General features: G+C 35.8%; 15 protein-coding genes. 8 read left to right on the top strand and 7 right to left on the bottom strand.

The window, feature by feature from the left end:
- Nucleotides 1-293: 293 nt before the first annotated feature.
- Nucleotides 294-2,783: a pectate lyase family protein gene (locus C3L50_RS04760; RefSeq protein WP_103804996.1), complete on the top strand. Its 2,490-nt coding sequence runs from the start codon at nt 294-296 to the stop codon at nt 2,781-2,783.
- Between the two features lie 303 nt (nt 2,784-3,086).
- Here the strand turns inward: C3L50_RS04760 and C3L50_RS04755 are convergent, their stop codons facing one another.
- Nucleotides 3,087-5,765, bottom strand: coding sequence for a TonB-dependent receptor (locus C3L50_RS04755; protein WP_103804995.1), 2,679 nt, complete (start codon nt 5,763-5,765; stop codon nt 3,087-3,089).
- 261 nt (nt 5,766-6,026) lie between these two features.
- On the opposite strand from C3L50_RS04755, the gene ychF reads away from it, so the two are divergent.
- The 7 genes from ychF to C3L50_RS04720 all read left to right on the top strand — a co-directional run bounded on the left by ychF (nt 6,027) and on the right by C3L50_RS04720 (nt 14,598).
- Nucleotides 6,027-7,121, top strand: a complete 1,095-nt coding sequence (gene ychF / locus C3L50_RS04750; RefSeq protein ID WP_103804994.1) for a redox-regulated ATPase YchF — start codon at nt 6,027-6,029, stop codon at nt 7,119-7,121.
- 4 nt (nt 7,122-7,125) lie between these two features.
- A complete protein-coding gene (locus tag C3L50_RS04745) occupies nt 7,126-7,833 on the top strand; it encodes an outer membrane beta-barrel protein (protein ID WP_103804993.1) in 708 nt (235 codons plus the stop codon).
- Nucleotides 7,834-7,936: 103 nt separating this feature from the next.
- On the top strand, nt 7,937-8,602 hold the full coding sequence (locus C3L50_RS04740) for a hypothetical protein (protein ID WP_103804992.1): 666 nt from the start codon (nt 7,937-7,939) through the stop codon (nt 8,600-8,602).
- Nucleotides 8,603-8,623: 21 nt separating this feature from the next.
- Nucleotides 8,624-9,145, top strand: a complete 522-nt coding sequence (locus C3L50_RS04735; protein WP_103804991.1) for an NADPH-dependent FMN reductase — start codon at nt 8,624-8,626, stop codon at nt 9,143-9,145.
- Between the two features lie 54 nt (nt 9,146-9,199).
- Entirely contained in the window at nt 9,200-9,883 is a 684-nt protein-coding gene (locus C3L50_RS04730) for a TIGR02117 family protein (protein WP_103804990.1), read from the top strand.
- 102 nt (nt 9,884-9,985) lie between these two features.
- Nucleotides 9,986-11,854 (top strand): DNA topoisomerase IV subunit B, encoded by a 1,869-nt coding sequence (locus C3L50_RS04725; protein ID WP_103804989.1) that lies wholly within the window; start codon nt 9,986-9,988, stop codon nt 11,852-11,854.
- 17 nt (nt 11,855-11,871) lie between these two features.
- Nucleotides 11,872-14,598, top strand: a complete 2,727-nt coding sequence (locus tag C3L50_RS04720; protein ID WP_103804988.1) for a DNA gyrase/topoisomerase IV subunit A — start codon at nt 11,872-11,874, stop codon at nt 14,596-14,598.
- Nucleotides 14,599-14,674: 76 nt separating this feature from the next.
- On the opposite strand, the gene fbp is transcribed toward C3L50_RS04720, so the two are convergent.
- From fbp to C3L50_RS04695, 6 genes are all read right to left on the bottom strand, one after another.
- Nucleotides 14,675-15,694 carry a class 1 fructose-bisphosphatase gene (gene fbp / locus C3L50_RS04715; protein WP_103804987.1) on the bottom strand — a complete coding sequence of 340 codons (1,020 nt, stop codon included), beginning with the start codon at nt 15,692-15,694 and terminating at the stop codon, nt 14,675-14,677.
- Nucleotides 15,695-15,726: 32 nt separating this feature from the next.
- Nucleotides 15,727-16,461, bottom strand: coding sequence for a rhamnogalacturonan acetylesterase (locus tag C3L50_RS04710; protein ID WP_103804986.1), 735 nt, complete (start codon nt 16,459-16,461; stop codon nt 15,727-15,729).
- 27 nt (nt 16,462-16,488) lie between these two features.
- Nucleotides 16,489-17,838 carry a glycoside hydrolase family 28 protein gene (locus C3L50_RS04705; protein WP_103805128.1) on the bottom strand — a complete coding sequence of 450 codons (1,350 nt, stop codon included), beginning with the start codon at nt 17,836-17,838 and terminating at the stop codon, nt 16,489-16,491.
- Nucleotides 17,839-17,843: 5 nt separating this feature from the next.
- Nucleotides 17,844-18,695, bottom strand: a complete 852-nt coding sequence (locus C3L50_RS16460; protein WP_243400341.1) for a pectinesterase family protein — start codon at nt 18,693-18,695, stop codon at nt 17,844-17,846.
- A 101-nt stretch (nt 18,696-18,796) separates the two neighbouring features.
- Nucleotides 18,797-19,882, bottom strand: a complete 1,086-nt coding sequence (gene pelA, locus C3L50_RS16455) for a pectate lyase (RefSeq protein ID WP_243400338.1) — start codon at nt 19,880-19,882, stop codon at nt 18,797-18,799.
- Between the two features lie 9 nt (nt 19,883-19,891).
- Complete coding sequence (locus tag C3L50_RS04695; RefSeq protein ID WP_103804985.1) at nt 19,892-21,523, bottom strand: glycoside hydrolase family 43 protein; 1,632 nt, start codon at nt 21,521-21,523, stop codon at nt 19,892-19,894.
- Between the last annotated feature and the right edge of the window lie 2 nt (nt 21,524-21,525).

Raw genomic sequence — 21,525 nt, 5'->3', positions numbered from 1 at the left:
ATAACTCTAGTTTATCAAACTTTTTTTGATGAAAATTATGATTCTTTATTTTGGGTATAAAAAGTCGTTTCTATTGGCATGTCTTAAAACCTCTAATTGAATAATATTAGCATATTTCTTATCAAAATACAGATAAAATTATTTTATCACAATTTTATCTGCATATTTTTTGTAGCATCAAAAAAATAATTCTACATTTGCGCAATCGATTACATTGATGCTTTAAAATGTATTGCTATATAATATCCCCAAACAAAAAAAATTAAATAGTAACCTCAACTCAATTTATTAGTATGAAAAAAATTTTATTTTGCCTAGTAGTTTTGTTCTTTTCAGGGAATTTATTCTCTCAAACAATTACTAAATCATCAGGTTGGCTCGAATCTGCTTTTGTAGAGTGGTCACCTGTTCCAGGAGCCGATAGCTATAATGTTTATTATACTGGCGGAGGACAAACTAATAAAAAAATCGAGGACCAACTTATTCGTAGTTATGGAACTTATTTTCGAGCTGATGTTCTTGGGCTTGCAGCTGGAAATTATACAATAACTATAAAACCTGTTATTTCAAGTGTTGAAGGTGCTGGAACTACAACAGCTAGTTTGACTGTTTTGGCTCAAGACAGAACGGGGTTTGCATTTGCTGGCGGTCGCATTCCCGGAGGATATAATCTTGATGGTACTCTTAAAACTGGAGCGGTGGTTTTGTATATAACCCAAAATACCAAAAACACAATTACAATGAATGTTACTGGCGCAACAACAAACCCATGTGTAGGACTACAAACTATTTTGGACGGATTTAAAAAAGGTTCAGACACACGCCCATTAGTGGTTCGTTTGATAGGAAATATTACCACTCCAACAACAACTTGGAATGGAGATATTGTCATTGAAAACAAAAATAACGCATCGAGCTCTATTACCCTTGAAGGAGTTGGAACTGATGCCGTTGCCAATGGATGGGGAATCCGAATCAAAACAGGATCCAATATTGAAATACGAAATCTTGGATTTATGCTTACCGATGCCGCTGAAGGGGATAATGTTGGCTTACAACAAGCCAACGATCATATTTGGGTTCACAATTGCGATTTATTTTATGGTTCACCTGGTGGCGATGCTGATCAAATTAAAGGAGACGGAGCCATGGATTGCAAAAAATCAACTTATGTAACATTTTCGTATAATCATTTTTGGGATTCGGGAAAATGTAATCTTTTGGGACTAAGCGAAGGAACTACTTCTGGATTATACATAACCTACCACCATAACTGGTACGATCATTCTGATTCTCGTCATCCAAGAGTTCGTTATTATTCTGCGCACGTTTATAACAATTATTATGATGGTAATTCGAAATACGGAGCGGGTTCAACATTGGGTTCCTCTGTATTTATGGAAGGAAATTTTTTCCGAAATTGCAAATACCCAATGCTTACCTCTCAGCAGGGTACAGACGTTTATAACGGTGCTGTAGGTACTTTTTCAGGTGAAGCTGGAGGAACGATCAAAGCATTTAATAATACTATGAGCGGTCAAACACGCTATGTTCCTTATAATGCCTCTAGCAATCCAATTGAATTTGACGCAATTGAAACCACAACTAGGGGAGAGGTAATTAGCAGTAGCATCACTTCTAAACTAGGGGCAAATGCTTATAACAATTTTGATACTGACCCGACTTTATACGTAAAAAGCTTAATCATTGACGAACCAGCAGTAGCCAAAGACAAAGTAATTCAATACTCAGGTCGCGTTTCTGGAGGTGATTTAAAATGGACGTTTAATAATGCTGTCGATGATGTTTTATCTGATATAAATGTAGCTTTAAAATCAGCTTTAACAAATTATACCACTGGATTAGTCTTTGTTCAAGGAGAAACACCTGCAATACCCAATACACAAACGCTAACTTCAACAAGCAATACTAATCAAACAATAACAATCGGAAGCGCAATTAGCAACATTATCTATACTTGGGGAGGAGATGCCACAGATGCAAACATACCAGAATTGACAGAATTGACCGCAGCTGGAATCAGTGCCGTAAAAAATGTTAGTGCAAAAACAATCACAATTTCGGGAAGTCCAACAGCTGATGTTACTTTCTCTGTTGTTACTAATGGAACTTCTGGAACACCAGTAACATTAACAGGGTCAATTGTTGTAGGAAGCGCCACTCCTAGTGACGAAATACATAATTTCACAGCATCAGGCTCATCAAGTACTTTCTATACTATTTCGGGAAATCTTTCGACTACTAAAGGAACTGTCACTTATGATGGATTAACATTAACTCAGTGTTTGAAAATGGAAAGTGCTACGACTATAACATTCACAACAACACAAGCAAGCACGTTGACTCTTGTAATGAACACATCAACTACTGACCCAACTGCACAATTAAAAGTTGACGGAACAAATTACACTAATGCATCTGGTGTAATTACAATATCTCTTGCTGCTGGAAGCCACACGATTGCAAAATCTAATTCAGCAAATTTATTCTACATCAAGACAGCATATGCTACATTAGGTCTTTCACAAAACCTTGAAACTCCAAAACTGACTTTGTATCCAAATCCTGTATCGAATAGCTTATATTTGACTTCGAATCAAAAAATAGAAAATGTATTAATTTATAACATTACAGGTGTATTAGTAAAAAGTATCTCTAATAATCCTGAAAGCATTGATGTTAGCAATTTAAATTCAGGAAGTTATTTAGTAAAAGTGACTACCAATGAAGGTTCATTTACTCAAAAGATTATTAAAAAATAAACAGTTTTTAGATTCATTTCCAACCTCGCTTGAAGTAATTTAAGCGAGTTTTTTTTAAAAATAAATTGAACAAAAAGAACTCCAATCTTTTTTCGACGAATAAGTCTTGAAATACTATAAGTCCGATTTTATTGAAAGTGACGGCACAAGATTTCCTTTAGCAAAAAAAAGATATTCGAATCTATTGCCGGACGATGAGTCATAAATTAAAAGACAAAATCAGATATAAAACTGTTACAAACAAAAGAGGCTGTCCGAAAAGTAATTTTTGGACAGCCTTTTTATAAATTTTTGAGAATGAATTTAGAAGCTAAATCCTAATCTAGCATAGTAGTAGGCACCGCTGAATCCCATTTGAACTGCATCCCAATATCCTCCAGCTTCAACCCAGTCATCTTGTTGGTCTGGATAAATGTTGAAAATATTGTTTCCACCAACGCTTAATTTGAAAGATTTTGAAAGTCTAAAACCAAAAGTTAAATCAGTTACCATTTTTGCACTATAAGTATCTGTTGCTGCTTTCTTTTGATCGGCAAATGTACCATAATCAGCTACGTCTTCATACATTTGATAGTCTAATAGTTTCACTTCACTGAATCTGGTAAATGATAAACCAGCATTAAACCATTTTCGATCATACGTAAGGTTTAAACCAAATTTACTTTCAGGAGCTGATGCCAATAAGAAAGCCTTATCACGTTCTCCAAAGAAAGTTTGTTCATCAAGAGTTCCATTTTTAACCTTGGTAATTTCCATATGATTAATGTTTCCTGTTAGTGTCGCACCAAAAGAGTTTTCATCAAATTTCTTTTTCCAAGCTAATACAACATCTAAACCTCTTGTTTTAGTATCGGCTCCATTCACAAAAAACTGAGCTGCATCTACATTCAATCCTAAAGAAGTGGCATCAAAATAGCCTGTCAATACAATTCTGTCTTTTACATTAATCATATAACCGTCAATTGTTGCAGTAAAGTTTCCTTTAGTTACTGTAAATCCTAATGAGGCATTTAATGCTTTTTCTTCATTTAATGATTCTATGCCAAAAGCTTTGGTTACAGGACTATCATTGGCAGAAAGTAAAACTTCCGTTGCTCCTGAACTGCTAAAATTGGTAAAACCAGTATTGTAGTAAATTTGAGCTAACGAGGGGGCTCTAAATCCAGTACTGATAGATCCTCTCAAGTTAATATTGTCAGAAATTTTAAATCTTGAGGAAATTTTACCATTTATGGTGCTTCCAAAATCGCTGTAATTTTCAAATCGAAGGGCTGCACTCACAAGGAATTTTTTAGTAATATCAAATTCAGTATCTACATAGGCAGAGAAATTAGAACGTGATTCATCAACTTCATTTTTTGGACTATAACCAGGGAAACCTTGTGATCCGCCAGGTCTAGATTCTCCTGAAATTGGGTCGATTGGTGCGCTTTGAGTTAACGGGTTGGTTATTGGATTTCCATTAGTGTCATATGTTGCATAAGATCCAATTTCACCAGCAAAAATTTCGAAGTTCTCTGTTCTGTACTCAGCGCCAAAAGCAAGATTCATTCCTTCGAATATTGAAGTATAGTTTTTAGAAAAATCTAAATTTAAAGTGTTTTGACTAAGACTGTGTCCACCAGCATCAAACTGAGTTGGAGAAGCACTTTCTAGTGAAGCGTTTAAAGTTCCTTTGATGGTGTAATCAAAAACATTTTTACCATAAGTATTGCTTAAATCGATATTCCAACCACTAGCAGTTTTGGTTTTAAAACCTGCTACGATAGAATTGTCAATAATTATTGAAGTAATTCTTGGGGTGAAACCGCCTGGATAAATTGATTCAACCACTCTTTCTCCATCGTTTCTCGTAAAAGCATAAGCATCTGTATCTCTGTAATTTCTACCTCCGAAAGCATAAAAGTCAATTTTGTCAGTAACAGGAAGTGATAAATTTGCCATAAAATTAGCACCAGTAATACTAGCTTCACCAAAACCTTTTCTAAAATCGAATCCTGGTCTTAAGGTTTTTTCTTTGTTCAAAAACTCACCAGTAAGGTTTACATAGCCTCCTTTTTTGCCTAATCCGATTCCGTAATTTGCTGTGATTTTTGTAGAAGCACCATCAAATTCTTTGCTTTTGCCAAAACTGTTTCCATTTCCCTTGGTGTCTAATCTAAATAATTCTGTGTTTGCTGTTCCGAAAGGAAAATTGCCTTGAGCATCAGTATTATAAACCCCATAAGAAACAGCTCCTGTAAGTTCATTAATATTGTCGTTTAATACAATATTAATGACACCTGCTATGGCATCTGAACCATATTGCGCAGCGGCTCCATCTCTCAAAATTTCAATTCTTTTGATAGAAGATGCTGGAATAGCATTCAAATCGGTTCCTGTATTTCCTCTTCCACGAGTTCCAAAAAGGTTTATCAATGACGATTGATGTCTTCTTTTTCCGTTAATTAAAACTAAAGTTTGGTCAGGTCCCATACCTCTTAATGAGGCTGGATCTACGTGATCGGCTCCATCTGAACCTGATTGTTTGTTAGCGTTAAAGGAAGGAGCGACATATTGAAGCAGTTCATTAATTTCAATTTTTCCGCTTTGTGTTGTTACGTCTTTTACGCTAATAATATCAATGGGAACAGCTGAGTTTACTACAGTTCTTTTAGAATTTCTAGAACCTACAATTTGAACTTCATTTAGAACCTGTTCCGATTCTCCTTCTAATACAACATCTATTGTAGCATCAGTGGCTACTTTTGTAATAGATTTGAATCCAATATAACTAAAAACAAGAGATGCTCCTTCTTGAACTTTGATCTTGTAAGTTCCTTCAGCGTCTGTTGAAATTCCGTTTTTAGTTCCTTTTTCAAATACGTTTACTCCGGGTAAAACGTTACCCAAATTGTCTTTTACGACTCCTGAAATTTCTTTTTGAGCAAAAAGAAACGTGACGTTTAGCAACAATAATAGCAATAAAGTAGTTTTTTTCATAGATATACTTAGGTTAGTTTTAGTAATTGGTTGCAATTTAATGTTTTTTTAACAATATGATTAAAAATTATTTATTCTTTTGGAGACTATTGCAAATAAATTAAAATCAATATTTTAAAAAATGAATTTTTTAAAATGAAGTAATAATTCTGTTAAATCAATATTTAGAAAATAATAATATTGAAGGATAAATAGTTTCATTATGCCATCAAACATTTTTTTAATCTTATATTTGCACACTTTTAAACAAATTATCATATAATGAAAGCAGGAATTGTAGGATTACCAAATGTTGGAAAATCAACATTATTCAATTGTTTATCCAATGCCAAAGCGCAAAGTGCTAACTTTCCGTTTTGTACCATCGAGCCCAATATAGGAGTGGTTAATGTGCCCGATCCAAGAATCAATAAATTGGAAGAATTGGTAAAACCAGAGCGCGTTCAAATGGCGACCGTTGATATCGTTGATATTGCAGGTCTTGTCAAAGGAGCCAGTAAAGGCGAAGGTTTGGGAAACCAATTTCTTGGAAACATTAGAGAGTGTAATGCCATTATTCACGTTTTGCGTTGTTTTGATAATGATAATATTGTTCACGTTGACGGGAATGTAAATCCAATTCGTGACAAAGAAACCATCGATATCGAATTGCAATTAAAGGATTTGGAAACGGTTGAAAAACGTCTTGAAAAAGTAAATCGTGCCGCCAAAACAGGAAATAAAGAAGCTCAAGTAGAAAAAGCACTATTAGATAGGATTCGTGAAGCACTTTTGCAAGCAAAATCCGCTAGAACTGTAACTCCACAAAGTAATGACGAAGAAGTTTTGATGGAGACTTTTCAATTAATTACCACCAAACCGGTTTTATACGTTTGTAACGTGGACGAAAGTTCGGCCGTGAACGGAAATAAATATGTAGATCAAGTTCGTGAATTGGTGAGAGACGAAGATGCCGAAGTAATCATTCTTTCGGTAGGAGCAGAGGCCGATATCACAGAATTGGAAAGCTACGAAGAACGTCAAGTTTTCTTAGAAGATATGGGATTGACTGAGCCAGGAGCATCGGTTTTGATTCGTGCCGCCTATAAATTATTAAAACAACAAACTTATTTTACCGCAGGTGTGAAAGAAGTTCGTGCTTGGACTATCAACATTGGAGCCACTGCGCCACAAGCGGCAGGAGTAATCCACACCGATTTCGAAAAAGGATTCATCCGTGCCGAAGTGATTTCGTTTGAAGATTACATTCATTATGGTTCTGAAGCTAAAGCTAAAGAAGCTGGAAAATTCAAAGTCGAAGGAAAAGAATATGTTGTGAAAGATGGCGACGTGATGCACTTTAGGTTTAATGTGTAATTAAATGAAAAAAGTTTTATTCACTATTTTCTTTATTACATTGTTTAATAATGTAAATTTTGCTCAAAGCAAGTATAGTTTAGGAATTATTTTTGGGCCCAATTATACTAGTTTTAGAGGAAGTGATTTTGTTCAAGAAACTAAACCAGGATTTGGTTTTCAAGCAGGTATTAGTTTCGAATACAGAATAAATAAAAGTGTAACTCTTGGTACTGGCTTGAATTTAGAGCAAAAAATAATTCATTATAATACCGACTTTACAGTTGATTATATAAGTGAATTGGGGATTATTGAAAGGGATGTTATCAATGCCGAAACAAATAATAAGTATAAGTATCTTTCAATCCCTTTATTTTTGAAATATTGCTTTGGTCATAACAAATCTTATTTTGTTAGTGGAGGTGTTTTTATTTCGTTTTTGCAAAACTATCAAAAAGAGTCAAGTTTTGTAAATAAGAGTGGAGGTAGTATCCTTTACTCCTCTAATTCAATATATAATTTTCCTTTAGCCGAAGATGTTTCGGGAGATTATGGGGTTTCTTTTGGATTTGGAAAATCATTTGAATTAAATGATAAGAATAAAATTTCAATAGAAATTAGAGATAATTTAGGATTACAAAACACAGTTGATCGTACTTTTAATTATGGTATATCGGGAGTTGTTAAAACTAACTGTCTAAATTTAATTGCCGGTTGGTCTTTTGATTTGTAGAAAAAATATCTCATTTTTTATAAAACTGTTCAAGCAATTGGGCAGTTTTTTTTGTTTAATTTGTGTTTCAATTTTTATTACTTTTAGTCTAAAGAAAATACAAATGAAAAAACTTATTTTAATGTTAGGAATTCTAGCTTTCCTTTCTTGCAAAAGAGCCGAAGAGCCAAGAGGAATTACTTTTTATTTCGAAAATCCTCAACCCATAAATGATGCGGAATTGTCCAAAATTCCAAATAAATTTCAGGGATTGTTTGTGAATTCTGATTCTGTCTTTTTGAATATTAAAGAGAATATTATTTTAAAAGAATATTTTAACCGGTTCAAATTTCATAAAAAGGAGTTCGATTCTTTAAAACTGGATTTTGATCAAGTAGGGGACAAGTATATTTCAAAATTCAATCAAGATGTTTATGTGGCTAAATTTCTAAAAGATTCCATTGAATTTTCAAACAAACGAGTTGACACTTTTTTTATTTTTTCGAATACCCATAAAGCCAAACGATTTGATGGAAAATTGGTTCTTAACGACAAGGATTCCATTTTTTGGAAAATAAAATCAATTAGTTTGGAAAAAAACAGACTCAAAATCAAATTCATCTATTCTAAAGAAGATTTAAAAAGAATGGATTCGTTGACAAAAATAAAATCAACAATGATAGATTCTTCGTCTTTTATAATTAAACCTTCAAGAAATGAATTTAAACGTATTTTAAATTTAAAAAAACTTGGCGGAGAATTTGAATACAGAAAAGTGCAAAACAATTAATCTAGCTTAAAACAAAAAAATATGAAAATCATAGCCTTTGCAGGAAGCCCCAGCAAAAACTCCATCAATAAAAAATTAGCGACTTACGCTTCCTCATTGTTTGCAAATGCCGAATTAGAAGTATTGGATTTAAACGATTACGAAATGCCGTTGTTCAGTGTAGATAAAGAAGCTGTAATTGGGCAACATCCTTTGGCAAAAGCATTTTTGGATAAAATTGGAAGTGCTGATTTTTTAGTTGTTTCCCTTGCCGAAAACAACGGTAATTATTCGGCAGCATTCAAGAATCTTGTGGATTGGTGTTCGAGAATCAACGGAAAAATATTTCAGGAAAAATCAATGCTCTTGATGGCAACTTCTCCTGGAGGCAGAGGCGGAGCGAGTGTTCTTGAAATTGCCAAAAACAATTTTCCTCGTTTTAATGCCGATATAAAAGCTGTTTTTTCTTTGCCCAGTTTCAACGATAATTTTGATGTGGAAAAGGGTATGATTTCAAATAAAGAATTAGATGATCAGTTGAAGGAGATTATTAAGGGTTTGTAAATTTTTTTTGGCTCGAAAATTGTTTTCTGTTTTTTGAACCCAAAAACTATTCGTATGCAATCAGTAAAAAACAGCCTAAAAATTATAGGTTGGAACCTTTTAGGAATAATTAGTTTCTTTATTTTATACATTATCTCGGCACTATCAATTTCTATGATTTCGGTCAATTCTGATGTTTCTCAAAAAGATAAGCCAATTGAAATATTTATTTTGTCGAATGGCGTTCATACGGATATTGTAGTTCCCATAAAAAATGAAATTAAAGATTGGTCGAAAGAAATTCGTTTCCATCAAACTAAATCAAAAGATAGTTTGGTCAATTATCTTGCATTTGGCTGGGGAGACAAAGGATTTTATCTTAATACGTCTGAATGGTCTGATTTGAAGGCGATTACGGCATTCAATGCAGCTTTTGGTTTGAGTTCTTCTGCAATGCATACCACATTTTACAAAAAAATGAATGAAAACGCGAGTTGCAAGAAAATCAAAATTTCTTCTCAAGAATATCAAAAATTAATAACTTATATTTCTGAAAGTTTTAAATTGGATTCTGATCAAAATGTACAATGGATTTCTGGAAATTCTTATGGGAATAGAGACGCATTTTATGAGGCAAATGGTAGTTACAACTTGTTTTTTACGTGTAATACCTGGGCTAATAACGCTTTAAAAACCGCCAATCAAAAAGCTAGTTTGTGGACAGTGACCGATACAGGAATTTTTTGCCAGTATCAATAAATATTATTTGTATTTGCTAATTACTTTGTCAATAACTTTGATATTTCCCATTTTTTAATTTTGTCAAATTTCACTATATTAGCGCAAAATCACAAAATTTAAATGTCCGAACAAAATCAATATACCGAAGATAACATACGTTCCCTCGATTGGAAAGAACACATAAGAATGCGTCCCGGAATGTACATCGGGAAATTGGGAGACGGCTCCTCGCCAGACGATGGTATTTATATTTTGGTTAAAGAAGTCCTCGATAACTGTATCGATGAATTTGCGATGGGTGCTGGTAAAACCATCGAAGTAACCATTAGAGACAAAACCGTTTCGGTTCGCGATTATGGACGTGGAATTCCTCTTGGAAAAGTCGTAGATGTAGTTTCGAAAATGAATACTGGCGGTAAGTATGATTCAAAAGCTTTCCAGAAATCAGTTGGTTTGAACGGTGTCGGAACTAAAGCGGTGAACGCCTTGTCGGATTATTTTCGTGTAGAATCCGTACGTGACGAAAAGCAAAAAGCGGCCGAATTTTCGGCTGGAAATTTGGTTTTGGAGGAAGAAATTATCGATACCACCAAGCGAAAAGGAACCAAAGTTACTTTCACACCCGATGAAACTATTTTCAAAAATTACAAATTTCGAATGGAATATGTAATTCGAATGGTCAAAAATTATTGTTATCTCAACAATGGTTTGACCATTATTTTCAACGGTGAAAAATATTTTTCTGAAAATGGATTGAAAGATTTGTTGGAAGAAACCATCAGTGTTGAAGATTTAGAATATCCTATCATTCATCTAAAAGAAGGCGATATCGAGATTGCTTTAACGCATAGCAAAACCCAATATTCCGAAGAATACCACTCGTTTGTAAACGGACAAAACACCACGCAAGGAGGAACGCATTTGTCAGCTTATCGTGAAGCCATCGTGAAAACCATTCGAGAATATTATAACAAGCCTTTTGAAGCTTCAGATGTTCGAAAATCTATCGTTACTGCAATCAGCATTAAGGTAATGGAGCCTGTTTTCGAATCGCAAACCAAGACTAAACTGGGTTCTACCGAAATTGGTTCCGAACCCGGAATGCCGTCGGTTCGTACTTTCGTAAATGATTTTGTAAAAAATAAATTAGACAGTTATTTACACAAAAATCCAGAAACGGCCGATGCTTTATTGCGCAAAATTTTGCAGGCCGAAAGAGAACGTAAAGAATTGTCAGGTATTCGAAAATTAGCCAAAGACCGAGCCAAAAAAGCCAATCTGCACAACAAGAAATTAAGAGATTGTAGGGCACATTTGACCGATACCAAAAACCCGAGAAATCTTGAAAGCACGCTTTTCATTACCGAGGGAGATTCGGCTTCGGGTTCGATTACCAAATCTCGTGACGTGAATACACAAGCCGTTTTTAGTTTGCGTGGAAAGCCTTTGAATTCGTATGGAATGAGCAAGAAAATTGTTTATGAAAACGAAGAATTCAACCTCTTGCAAGCGGCTTTAGATATCGAAGACGATATGGAAAACTTGCGTTACAACAACATTGTAATCGCTACCGATGCTGATGTCGACGGTATGCACATTCGGTTGTTGTTGATTACATTTTTTCTCCAGTTTTTTCCAGAATTAATCAAGGAAGGACATTTGTATATTTTGCAAACACCACTTTTCAGGGTTCGAAACAAGAAAGAAACAATTTATTGCTATTCGGAAGAAGAGCGTAAAGATGCCATCGAAAAATTGAAACCAAAACCAGAAATCACCCGATTTAAAGGTTTAGGAGAGATTTCGCCAGACGAGTTCAAGAATTTTATTGGTGATACTATTCGATTAGACCCCATTATGATGGACAAAAACACTTCAATCGAGCAATTATTGTCTTTCTATATGGGTAAAAACACGCCAGACAGACAAGATTTTATTATCAAGAATTTGAAAGTGGAATTAGACACTTTAGAAGAAATTAAAATCTAAAAAAGATTTCAAAATAAATGAAAGACGAAGAAGACGATAACATCATTCCAAACGAAGAAAATAATTCGGAAGAGAATCCCATTGATGGAAATCAAGAAGATAGCGATGAGGATGGAATTATAAAAGTGGAAGCCAAACATTTTGAAGGCGGACATTTCTATGAGAACGACGAAAACGCAGAAGACACCATTACCAAGGTTACCGGAATGTACAAAGACTGGTTTTTGGACTATGCTTCGTATGTAATTTTGGAGCGTGCCGTTCCGGCTATTGAGGACGGTTTCAAACCCGTTCAGCGTAGAATTATGCACTCGCTCAAAGAATTGGATGACGGTCGTTACAACAAAGTGGCGAACGTTGTTGGACACACGATGCAATACCATCCGCACGGAGATCAGAGTATTGGTGATGCGATGGTGCAAATTGGACAGAAAGAATTATTGATAGATTGCCAAGGAAACTGGGGAAATATCCTCACGGGCGATGGAGCAGCGGCTTCTCGTTATATCGAAGCCCGTTTGTCAAAATTTGCTTTGGAAGTTTTGTATTCGCCAAAAATTACCGATTGGGGCGTTTCCTATGACGGTCGTCGTGCCGAACCGAATAATCTTCCGGTGAAGTTTCCGTTGCTTTTGGCACAAGGAGCTGAAGGGATAGCGGTTGGTCTTTCAACTAAAGTCTTACCCCATAATTTCAACGAATTAATTGACGCTTCGATTAAGATTCTGAAAGGGAAATCCTTTACACTCTATCCTGATTTTATGACAGCGGGAATTGCCGATGTGTCTAATTACAATGACGGAATGCGTGGCGGACGAGTTCGTGTTCGTGCCAAAATTGCGCAGTTGGACAAAAATACTTTGGTGATTACCCAAATTCCGTTTTCAACCAACACCACGACTTTGATTGACAGTATTTTGAAGGCCAACGAAAAGGGTAAAATCAAAATCAAGAAAATTGAAGACAATACGGCTGCCGAAGTCGAGATTTTAATTCATTTGTATCCCGGCGTTTCACCAGACAAAACCATTGATGCACTGTTTGCTTTCACGGCTTGCGAAACTTCGGTGGCGCCTTTGGGATGTGTGATTGAAGATAATAAGCCTTTGTTTGTTGGTGTTTCGGATATGTTGAAAATTTCGACTGAAAGAACGGTCGATTTGCTTCGTCAGGAATTAGAAATTCAATTAGAGGAATTAAAAAACAAATGGCATTTTTCGACCTTGGAAAAAATCTTCATTCGTGAAGAAATGTATATTGATTTCAAATTGTATTCTGATAGAGAATCGCTTTACAAATATATGTATGACCGATTTGAGCCTTTCAAAAAATCATTCGTTCGTGAAATAAACGATGACGATTTGCAGCGATTGACTCAAATTCCGATGATTCGTATTACCCGTTTTGATTCAGACAAAGCGGATGATTTGATTGCCAAGTTGGAAGACGAAATGAAAGAAGTAGAATACAATCTGGAGCATCTTACCGATTTTGCCATTGCATATTTTACCAAATTAAAAGAGAAATACGGAAAAGGACGCGAACGCCAAACTGAATTGCGCAGTTTCGATAATATTGAAGCAACAAAAGTAGCTTTGCGAAACACCAAACTCTATGTCAATAGGGAAGAAGGTTTCATCGGAACAGGATTGAAAAAAGACGAATATGTTACAGATTGTTCCGATATTGACGATGTAATTGTTTTTCTGCGTGACGGAAATATGATGATTTGCAAAGTCGATGATAAAAAATTTGTTGGAAAAGATATTATTCATGTGGCTGTTTTTGATAAAGGTGACAAACGCACGATATACAATATGATTTATCGTGATGGAAAATCGGGACCATCTTACATCAAACGATTCAATGTTTCGGGAGTGACTCGAGATAAATTATATGATTTAACCAATGAAACCAAAGGTTCTCAAATTCTTTATTTTACTTGTAATCCAAATGGGGAAGCCGAAGTAATTACGATTATTTTGCGCCAAATAGGAAGTATCAAAAAACTGAAGTGGGATGTGGATTTTGCCAACACAGCCATAAAAGGACGTGCTTCCAAAGGGAATTTGGTTTCTAAATACCCCATCAAGAAAATTGAAATCAAGGAAAAAGGAATTTCGACCCTGAAACCAAGAAAAATTTGGTTTGACGATACGGTTCAAAAATTAAATGTCGATGCCAGAGGTGAATTATTGGGCGAGTTTAGACCAAATGATAAGATTCTTGTGATTTCACAAACCGGAAAATTGAAAGTTATCATTCCAGAATTGGCCACTCATTTCGATGAAGATATGGTGGTTTTAGAAAAATGGCATCCAAAGAAACCAGTTTCGGCCATTTATTATGATGGCGAAAAAGAACGTTATTACATCAAACGGTTCTTGATTGAAAACGAAAACAAAGAAGAGACTTTTATCACAGAACACCCTAAATCACAACTTGAAATTGTTTCAACCGATTACCGTCCAGTTGCAGAATTGATTTTTGCGAAAGTAAAAGGCGTTCAAAAAGAAAATCAAACGGTTGACATAGAGAGTTTCATTGCTGTAAAAGGACTGAAAGCACTCGGAAATCAATTGACTACTGAGAAATTAAAACAAGTCAATTTGTTGGAGCCTTTGCCTTATGAAGAGCCTGAAGAAGTAGTTGCTGAGGATTTAGAAGTACAAGGCAATACTGAAATTGAGGAAGGAGAAATTCAACTCGACGATGACGGTCAAATTACTTTAAGTTTAGAATAAAAAAAGCTCCGAAAGGAGCTTTTTTTATGTGATTATCACAAATCTAAAATCTAAATTCTGCAATCTAATTTTTTTTTTAGTATTTACTCATTTTTGCATCGAGCATAAATTCTTCCACTTTATCTACCATATTGGCGCTTCCACAAAAGAATGGACATCTTTCGTGCAATGCGGTTGGAACAATTTCCATAATTCTAGAAAACCCATCTGAGGCTTTTCCACCGGCTTGTTCTGCTATGAAAGCAATAGGGTTGCATTCGTATAAAAGACGTAATTTCCCTTGAGGCGATTTGGTACTCGTTGGATACAAATAAATACCTCCTTTTATTAAATTTCGGTGAATATCTGGAGCTAATCCTCCAATATATCTAGAAGTATAAGGTCTATCGCCTTCCTCGGTTTGGCAATATTTGATGTAGTTTTTGACTCCTTGTGGAAAATGTATATAGTTCCCTTCATTTACAGAATAAATGGTTCCATCCTTTGGGAATGTCATTTTAGGATGAGACAAGTAGAAAGTTCCTATGGCGGGATTTAAGGTAAAACCATTTACGCCGTGTCCAGAGGTGTAAACGAGAACAGTTGAGGTTCCATAAAGTACATATCCTGCAGCAACTTGTGCAGTTCCTGGTTGTAAAAAATCTTCTAGTGTTACTGGAGTTCCTACTTCTGAAATTCTTCTATAAACGGAGAAAATGGTTCCTACAGAAGCATTCACGTCAATATTTGAAGAACCGTCCAATGGATCCATCAGAATGACATACTTATTGTTATTGCTGTTGTCATTTCCTTTAACGGTTATGTAATCGTCGTTTTCTTCAGAAACAATACCACATACAATTTCTCTATTGATTAGTGTTTTAATAAAAACCTCATTGGCATAGACATCTAGTTTTTGCTGATCTTCGCCTTGTACATTTTTCTCTCCGACACCTCCAATAATATCCACCAATCCAGCTTTGTTCACTTTGTAGCTGACTACTTTTGCGGCCAATTTGATGGAGTTGAAAATGCGCGACAATTCGCCGGATGAATATTGAAATTCCTTTTGATTTTCAATAATAAATTCTCCTAAAGTTAGATTGTTTTCTTTCATTTGAGTTTGGTTTAGTAGTAGTTGTTTTGATTTTATGGTTTGATATATTTTATGATATCGAGTTTGGTTTTTTTCAATTCTTCTACAGCGATTTTTGCCACTTCGGTAGCTCCTTTTACGCAAAGATGGGTGTCATCGGCTTTATCTTCTTTGTAATAAGGTATTTCACCAGCTTTATAATGCAAATGTAATTGTTTTGATTTCTCAGGACCATACGATTGCTCTAATAATTCAGTCAAATATTCCATATCGATGAAGGGAACGTTATATTCTTGAGCAACCAAGCGGGCTTCCATTGTATATTCGCCGTGCGTAGAAATCAAAACGCCTTTTTCATTGAAATTTCTTCGAACGATTGAAGAAAAGATAATTGGTGTTGCTCCCTTGGCTCTAGTTTCTTCCACAAATCGAATCAAATTGTGTCGGTAAGCCGTGTGTGGGTTGGTGTAACGGGTTGAATCTTTTTCTTTTTGGTCATTGTGGCCAAATTGAATAAAAACATAATCGCCTTTTTTTAAAGTTTTTAGAATATCATCCCAACGTTTTTCGTTGATAAAACTTCGGGTGCTTCTACCATTTACGGCTCTATTGTCGATAGTGATGTTGTCATTAAAAAAAAGCGGCAACATTTGTCCCCAACCGCGCTCTGGATTTTCTTCAGGTTTTGTTTTATTCGCCATTGTCGAGTCGCCAATGCCGTAAATAGTTGGTTTTTGTGCAAAACAGTTTAGTGAAATTAACAATAAAAAAAGTGTAATGAATTTCATGGTATTTAGTTTTTGAGTTTTAATTATTTATTTGATGGCGGTTGGAATAGTGGCTTTTGTTCCAATAACGACTTCGTTTGTAGTTACATTTTCAGTGTTGGTTATTGTCATTCCGTTTTTGGCCGATTGAATGTTGATGTTGTCCAGTTTGATGTTGGCTACTTTTTTGTCGGGGTATCCTTCAATCACGATTCCGGTATTAGTGGCTTCAAGGCAACTGATATTCGAAAAAGAAACATCGGAAATTTTAGTGGGAAATAATCCGCTGCCTTCTCCGTGATAATTGGCGGTAATGTAAAGACAATCTTCCACTTTTCCGAATGCCAGGTTGTTGAAATAAAGGTCTTTTACATAAGCTCCGCGATCTGAATTGGTTTTGATGTAAATGCCTCTTTTCAAATAACCACGATATTTGCTGTTTTCGACATATACATTTCGAACTCCGGCCGACATTTCGCTGCCAATGACAATGGCGTGAAGTCCTTTGAATTCACAATTTCGGATAACGATATTTTCAGATGGGGTGTTTGAATTGCTACGACCTTCGTCATCTCTTCCTGCTTTGATGGCCACATTATCATCGGCATTGTCAAAAAGAACATTCTCTATTAAAATATCGCTGGAATATTCAGGGTCAACGCCATCATTATTGTTGTTTTGGGCATTGTATTTGACGCCACGAATGGTGATGCTTTTGCTTTTTAGCAAATGAATGCACCAAAAAGGAGAATCTTCAATCTTGACATTTTCTACCAGAATGTTTTTCGAATTGAAAAACTGGATCAATTGCGGTCTTAAATAATGGCCTTGACCAAAAATCCGCTCCTTGACAGGCGTGTTTTTATGGTTCATTTCTCGGCTCAATTGTTGGTCATTCTTTTCGAGAGGTTTCCATTTTATCCAAGTGTTTTTGGCTTCTCCATCGATAATTCCATTTCCGGTAATGGCGATGTTTTCAACATTGTAGGCGTAAATCAGTGGACTGTAATTATAAAGTATGGTGCCTTCCCAACTGGTCAAAACCAAGGGATAATCTTTTGCATTGGAACCAAATCTAATTTTGGCACCGTCTTCCAAATGCAGGTTTACATTACTTACAAAATGAATGGGACCATTCAAGGTGTAAACTCCTTTCGGGACGATGATGGTGCCTCCGTTGTTTTTTTTGCAAAGTGCCATTGCCTTATCAAACGCGGGTTTGGCATTGCTGATAGAATCGCCTTTCGCACCTAATTTGGTGACCACAATTTGATAAGAAGGAATTGTGGGTAATTGAATACGTTGGACAATTTCATTGACTTTGTCGGTCGGAAAGCTATTGTTTTGGGCAAAACAATGGAATGAAATCAGCAATAGAGCAATAAATTTATATTTCATAATTTTCATTTTTTAATTGAATACATTTCTTTTATGGTTTTCGAAAAATCCAAGCCCAGGATATTTTCCATCGTGTATTTTTTGGCTTCGGCTCTTTTTAATTGATGCGACCAAGCCACTCTTTTTTTGGGTTGAAAACCTGCGCCAGTACATTTGTATTCGCCATAAAAAGTTGTTTTTTCGGCATCGGGTTTAGACCAATTGTGCCAACCTTCGGGTCTGACGTGTTTGCCCATTTCGCAGTTCATAAAGACTGTTTTGGCAAAATTTTTCCAAGGTCTTCCAAGATATACTTGTGTTGTGTTTTCATCGGCTGTGAGTTTGCAATTTTTGAAAACATAACCAAATGTAGATTCTTGTGGAGTGGATGCGGCTGTAATATAAGAATTTTTTTTGCTGTGAATCGTGCAATTTTCGAATAGAGTAGTGGCATCTCCAAAAATAAAATCGGTGGTACCTTCGATATAACAATCTTTAAAATAATTCACTGCTCTTCCTGCCGAAGTAAAAAGTGTGTCTTGATTTCCCAATAAAGAGCAGTTGTTGATAATCGCCCTGTTTGCATTTATATTCAAGGCAACCGCTTGACCAACTGTTCCAGCCGTGTTTTGGATGGTCAAGTTTTCGGCATAAAAATCATTGCCTTCTATCAAAACGGTATAGGAATTAGATGTGCCAATTCTGATGTTACTTGGTTTTCCTGAATAATCATCATAAGTTATGATTGTTTTTTCTCGGCTTTCGCCAATCAATGAAATCTTCGGAAACAAGGCAGGAATGATTAGTTTTTCGTAGTAAACGCCATTTTTTATGAAGAGGGTAACTCTTTCGGAAGGAAGTCCTTTTACGGCGTTTATGGCTTCTTGAATGGTAGTAAAATCGCCGTTTCCGTTTTTGTCAACGACGATTTTATATTTGTCTTTTGGAACAATTGTAGTAGTAGAAACTGGTATTTCAGTTACAATTTTAGTTTTTTTTTCCAGGCTGGATATTTTTTCAAAACATCATTTGGTTTGCTGGTGTACCAATTGTAGCCCGTTCTGCGCTCTTGTCCTATTTCAAAATAAGATGCTTTTTTGATTCCGTCTCTGTCACAGAAAAAAGGAGTATTGTCAGTAAGTTCCATAAAACGTGCCCACAACGGTTCAGCATTCGGGTCTTTGACTAATACTTTTTCCATAATTTTACTGTTAGGAACAGGAACACGATCTTCTCTAATACCTGTGATTTTTGTTTTTTCGAACCAAGCCACCGCACTGTTTACCGCATTTATAACTTCTGGAGATGGATTTTCGATAGACATCAATAGCTGCACAATTTTAACCGATTCTTGACCACTCAAGGAAGCCAGTTCATAAGCTCTGGCATTGGCTGGAAGCAAAGTCACTTCGTCGTGTTGCGCACACCAAGCGGTCAAAACACCATTTTGTTTGTATTGTGATTTTATGATGCAATCAATGCCTTTATTGAATGCTATTTTTGCTTTTTCGAGAGTAGATTCAGTCGGTTTTATGGAGAAATAATCGGTTTTGTCGATGCATTCTTTTAATACCATTAATATGTTTGCCATTGAATCATCATTGTAGGTGATGTGGGTGTAATATCCTTTTTTCAACGGATAAAATTGTGGCCAACCACCGTTTGCATATTGCGCTTTCAGCAAATAATCAAATCCGGCTAGAAAGGCAGCTTTGTATCTTTCGTCTGGAGTTTGAGCGTACATTTTTGACAAGAACAACATTTCTTGCGTGGTGGCCCTGTTGTCGGTTGTAATTTCCTTTGTGTCGGGTTTTAGGGCAATTAGTTTTTGCTTTTCAACCTCGCTCAATGGATTTTGCATTTGGATATTTTTGGGCCAACCACCAATATTGCGTTGGTACAACAATACATTTTCGGCAACGGCTTTTGCTTCGGCTGTTGCAAACCAAGCGGGTTCTGATTTATTGATGATATCAGGCCATTTTTTGTTGCTGACTTGGGCATAAATAGTTGTATTTAATACCAAGATTAAGGCAAAGACAAGCGCTGTTTTTAATTTTTTCATTGTAGAAATTTATTTTGTTATTCTAAACCAGTCAATTCGAACACTTCCAGCATCGTTTATGTTTCCATTTCGAAGTGCCAAAAAGCCTAATTTTGCTCCAATCCATTTACCTTCTCTTGAAGTGAAATCAGTTCCAACGGCAGTGAATTTTTTGCCGTCTTCACTGTAGAAGAAACTGCAAATTCCACCTGCTTTTACTTTTACTTGAAGGTAAAAAGTAGTGCTTTTCAATTTAATGGATTCACTTTCTTTTTCTGCACCTTTTTTGTCGGCATTTTTGCAGATTACTTGGGATATGGATAATTGTCCTGCTGTTTGTTTTACTTTCAAATAGCTGTAATCCAATCCCATTATTACCAAACCGGTTTGTTCATCGTCGAAACGGGCATTAAAAGTCATTTTTGTAGTTGCAGTAAATTCATCGGCAGGAAATTTTTGCAATAATAAATTCCCCACATCGAATAAATTGATGTAATTTTCAGGTTTTGGACGACAATACATCGTGTAATACCCTATCGTGGAAGGAAATCCCCAATACACTTGTTGATTGGCGTGCCATTGCCATTGCAATCCTAATTTTGGGCTATTGAATTCATCTGATTCTGGTGGAGTGGAAATAGGATATTTTTTTCCAACATTTGGCTTTTTGTAAGTTGCTACTGGTTCGCCAGTTCCATCACCATCTTTGTCGGTTCCGATTACTGGCCAATCTTTAATCCATTTCATAGGTTGCAAATGAACGACTCTTCCATAAGCAAATTTGTCTTGAAAGTGGAAAAACCAATCTTCTCCAGTTTGTGTTTGCACCCAAGCACCTTGGTGTGGACCATTCACTTTTGTTTTTCCTTGATCTAAAACTTTTCTTTTTTCGTAAGGACCCCAAATATTTTTTGATCTTAAGACGGTTTGCCATCCTGTAGGAACACCACCTGCAGGTGCAAAAACATAATAGTAGCCATTGCGTTTGTATAATTTTGGACCTTCGATGGTGGCTTCGCCATCGTGACCGTCAATAATGATAACATCGTCATTGTAATTGGCAGAAGTTCCTTCAGGATTTAGACTACAAATGGCCAAAAGGCTTTTGAAACCCGCTCGGCTTCCGGCATAAGCATAAGCAAGATAGGCTTTGCCATCTTCATCCCATAACGGGCAAGGATCAATCAGACCTTTTCCTTCTTTGACCATAACGGGTTCAGACCAATCACCTTTTGGGTCTTTGGTTTTAATCATATAAATACCGTAATCAGGGTCGGGATAATAAATATAAAATTCCTCATTATGAAATCTAATGGACGGAGCCCAAACACCATTTCCGTGTCCTGGTTTGTCATAAACGTCGAAAGGAGGTTGCTTTTTAAGCGCATAATTAACCAATTCCCAATTGACCATATCCTTGGAATGCAAAATGGGCAAACCCGGGATACAATTGAAAGAGGAGGATGTCAAATAATAATCATCGCCAACACGAATGGCATCTGGGTCAGAATAATCGGCATTGATGATGGGGTTTTTATAGGTTCCGTCTCCATTGTCGGCCATCCAAACTTGTGAACGATTGGTTTCGCTTTTTTCTTGTGCTATTGAGTTTTGAAGTGCCAAACTGCACAAAAAAAGCGAAGTTATTTTTATGAATTTCATCT

This window comes from Flavobacterium alvei, assembly GCF_002920895.1.
Taxonomy (GTDB): domain Bacteria; phylum Bacteroidota; class Bacteroidia; order Flavobacteriales; family Flavobacteriaceae; genus Flavobacterium; species Flavobacterium alvei.
This window is presented reverse-complemented; position numbering and strand designations above follow the sequence as displayed.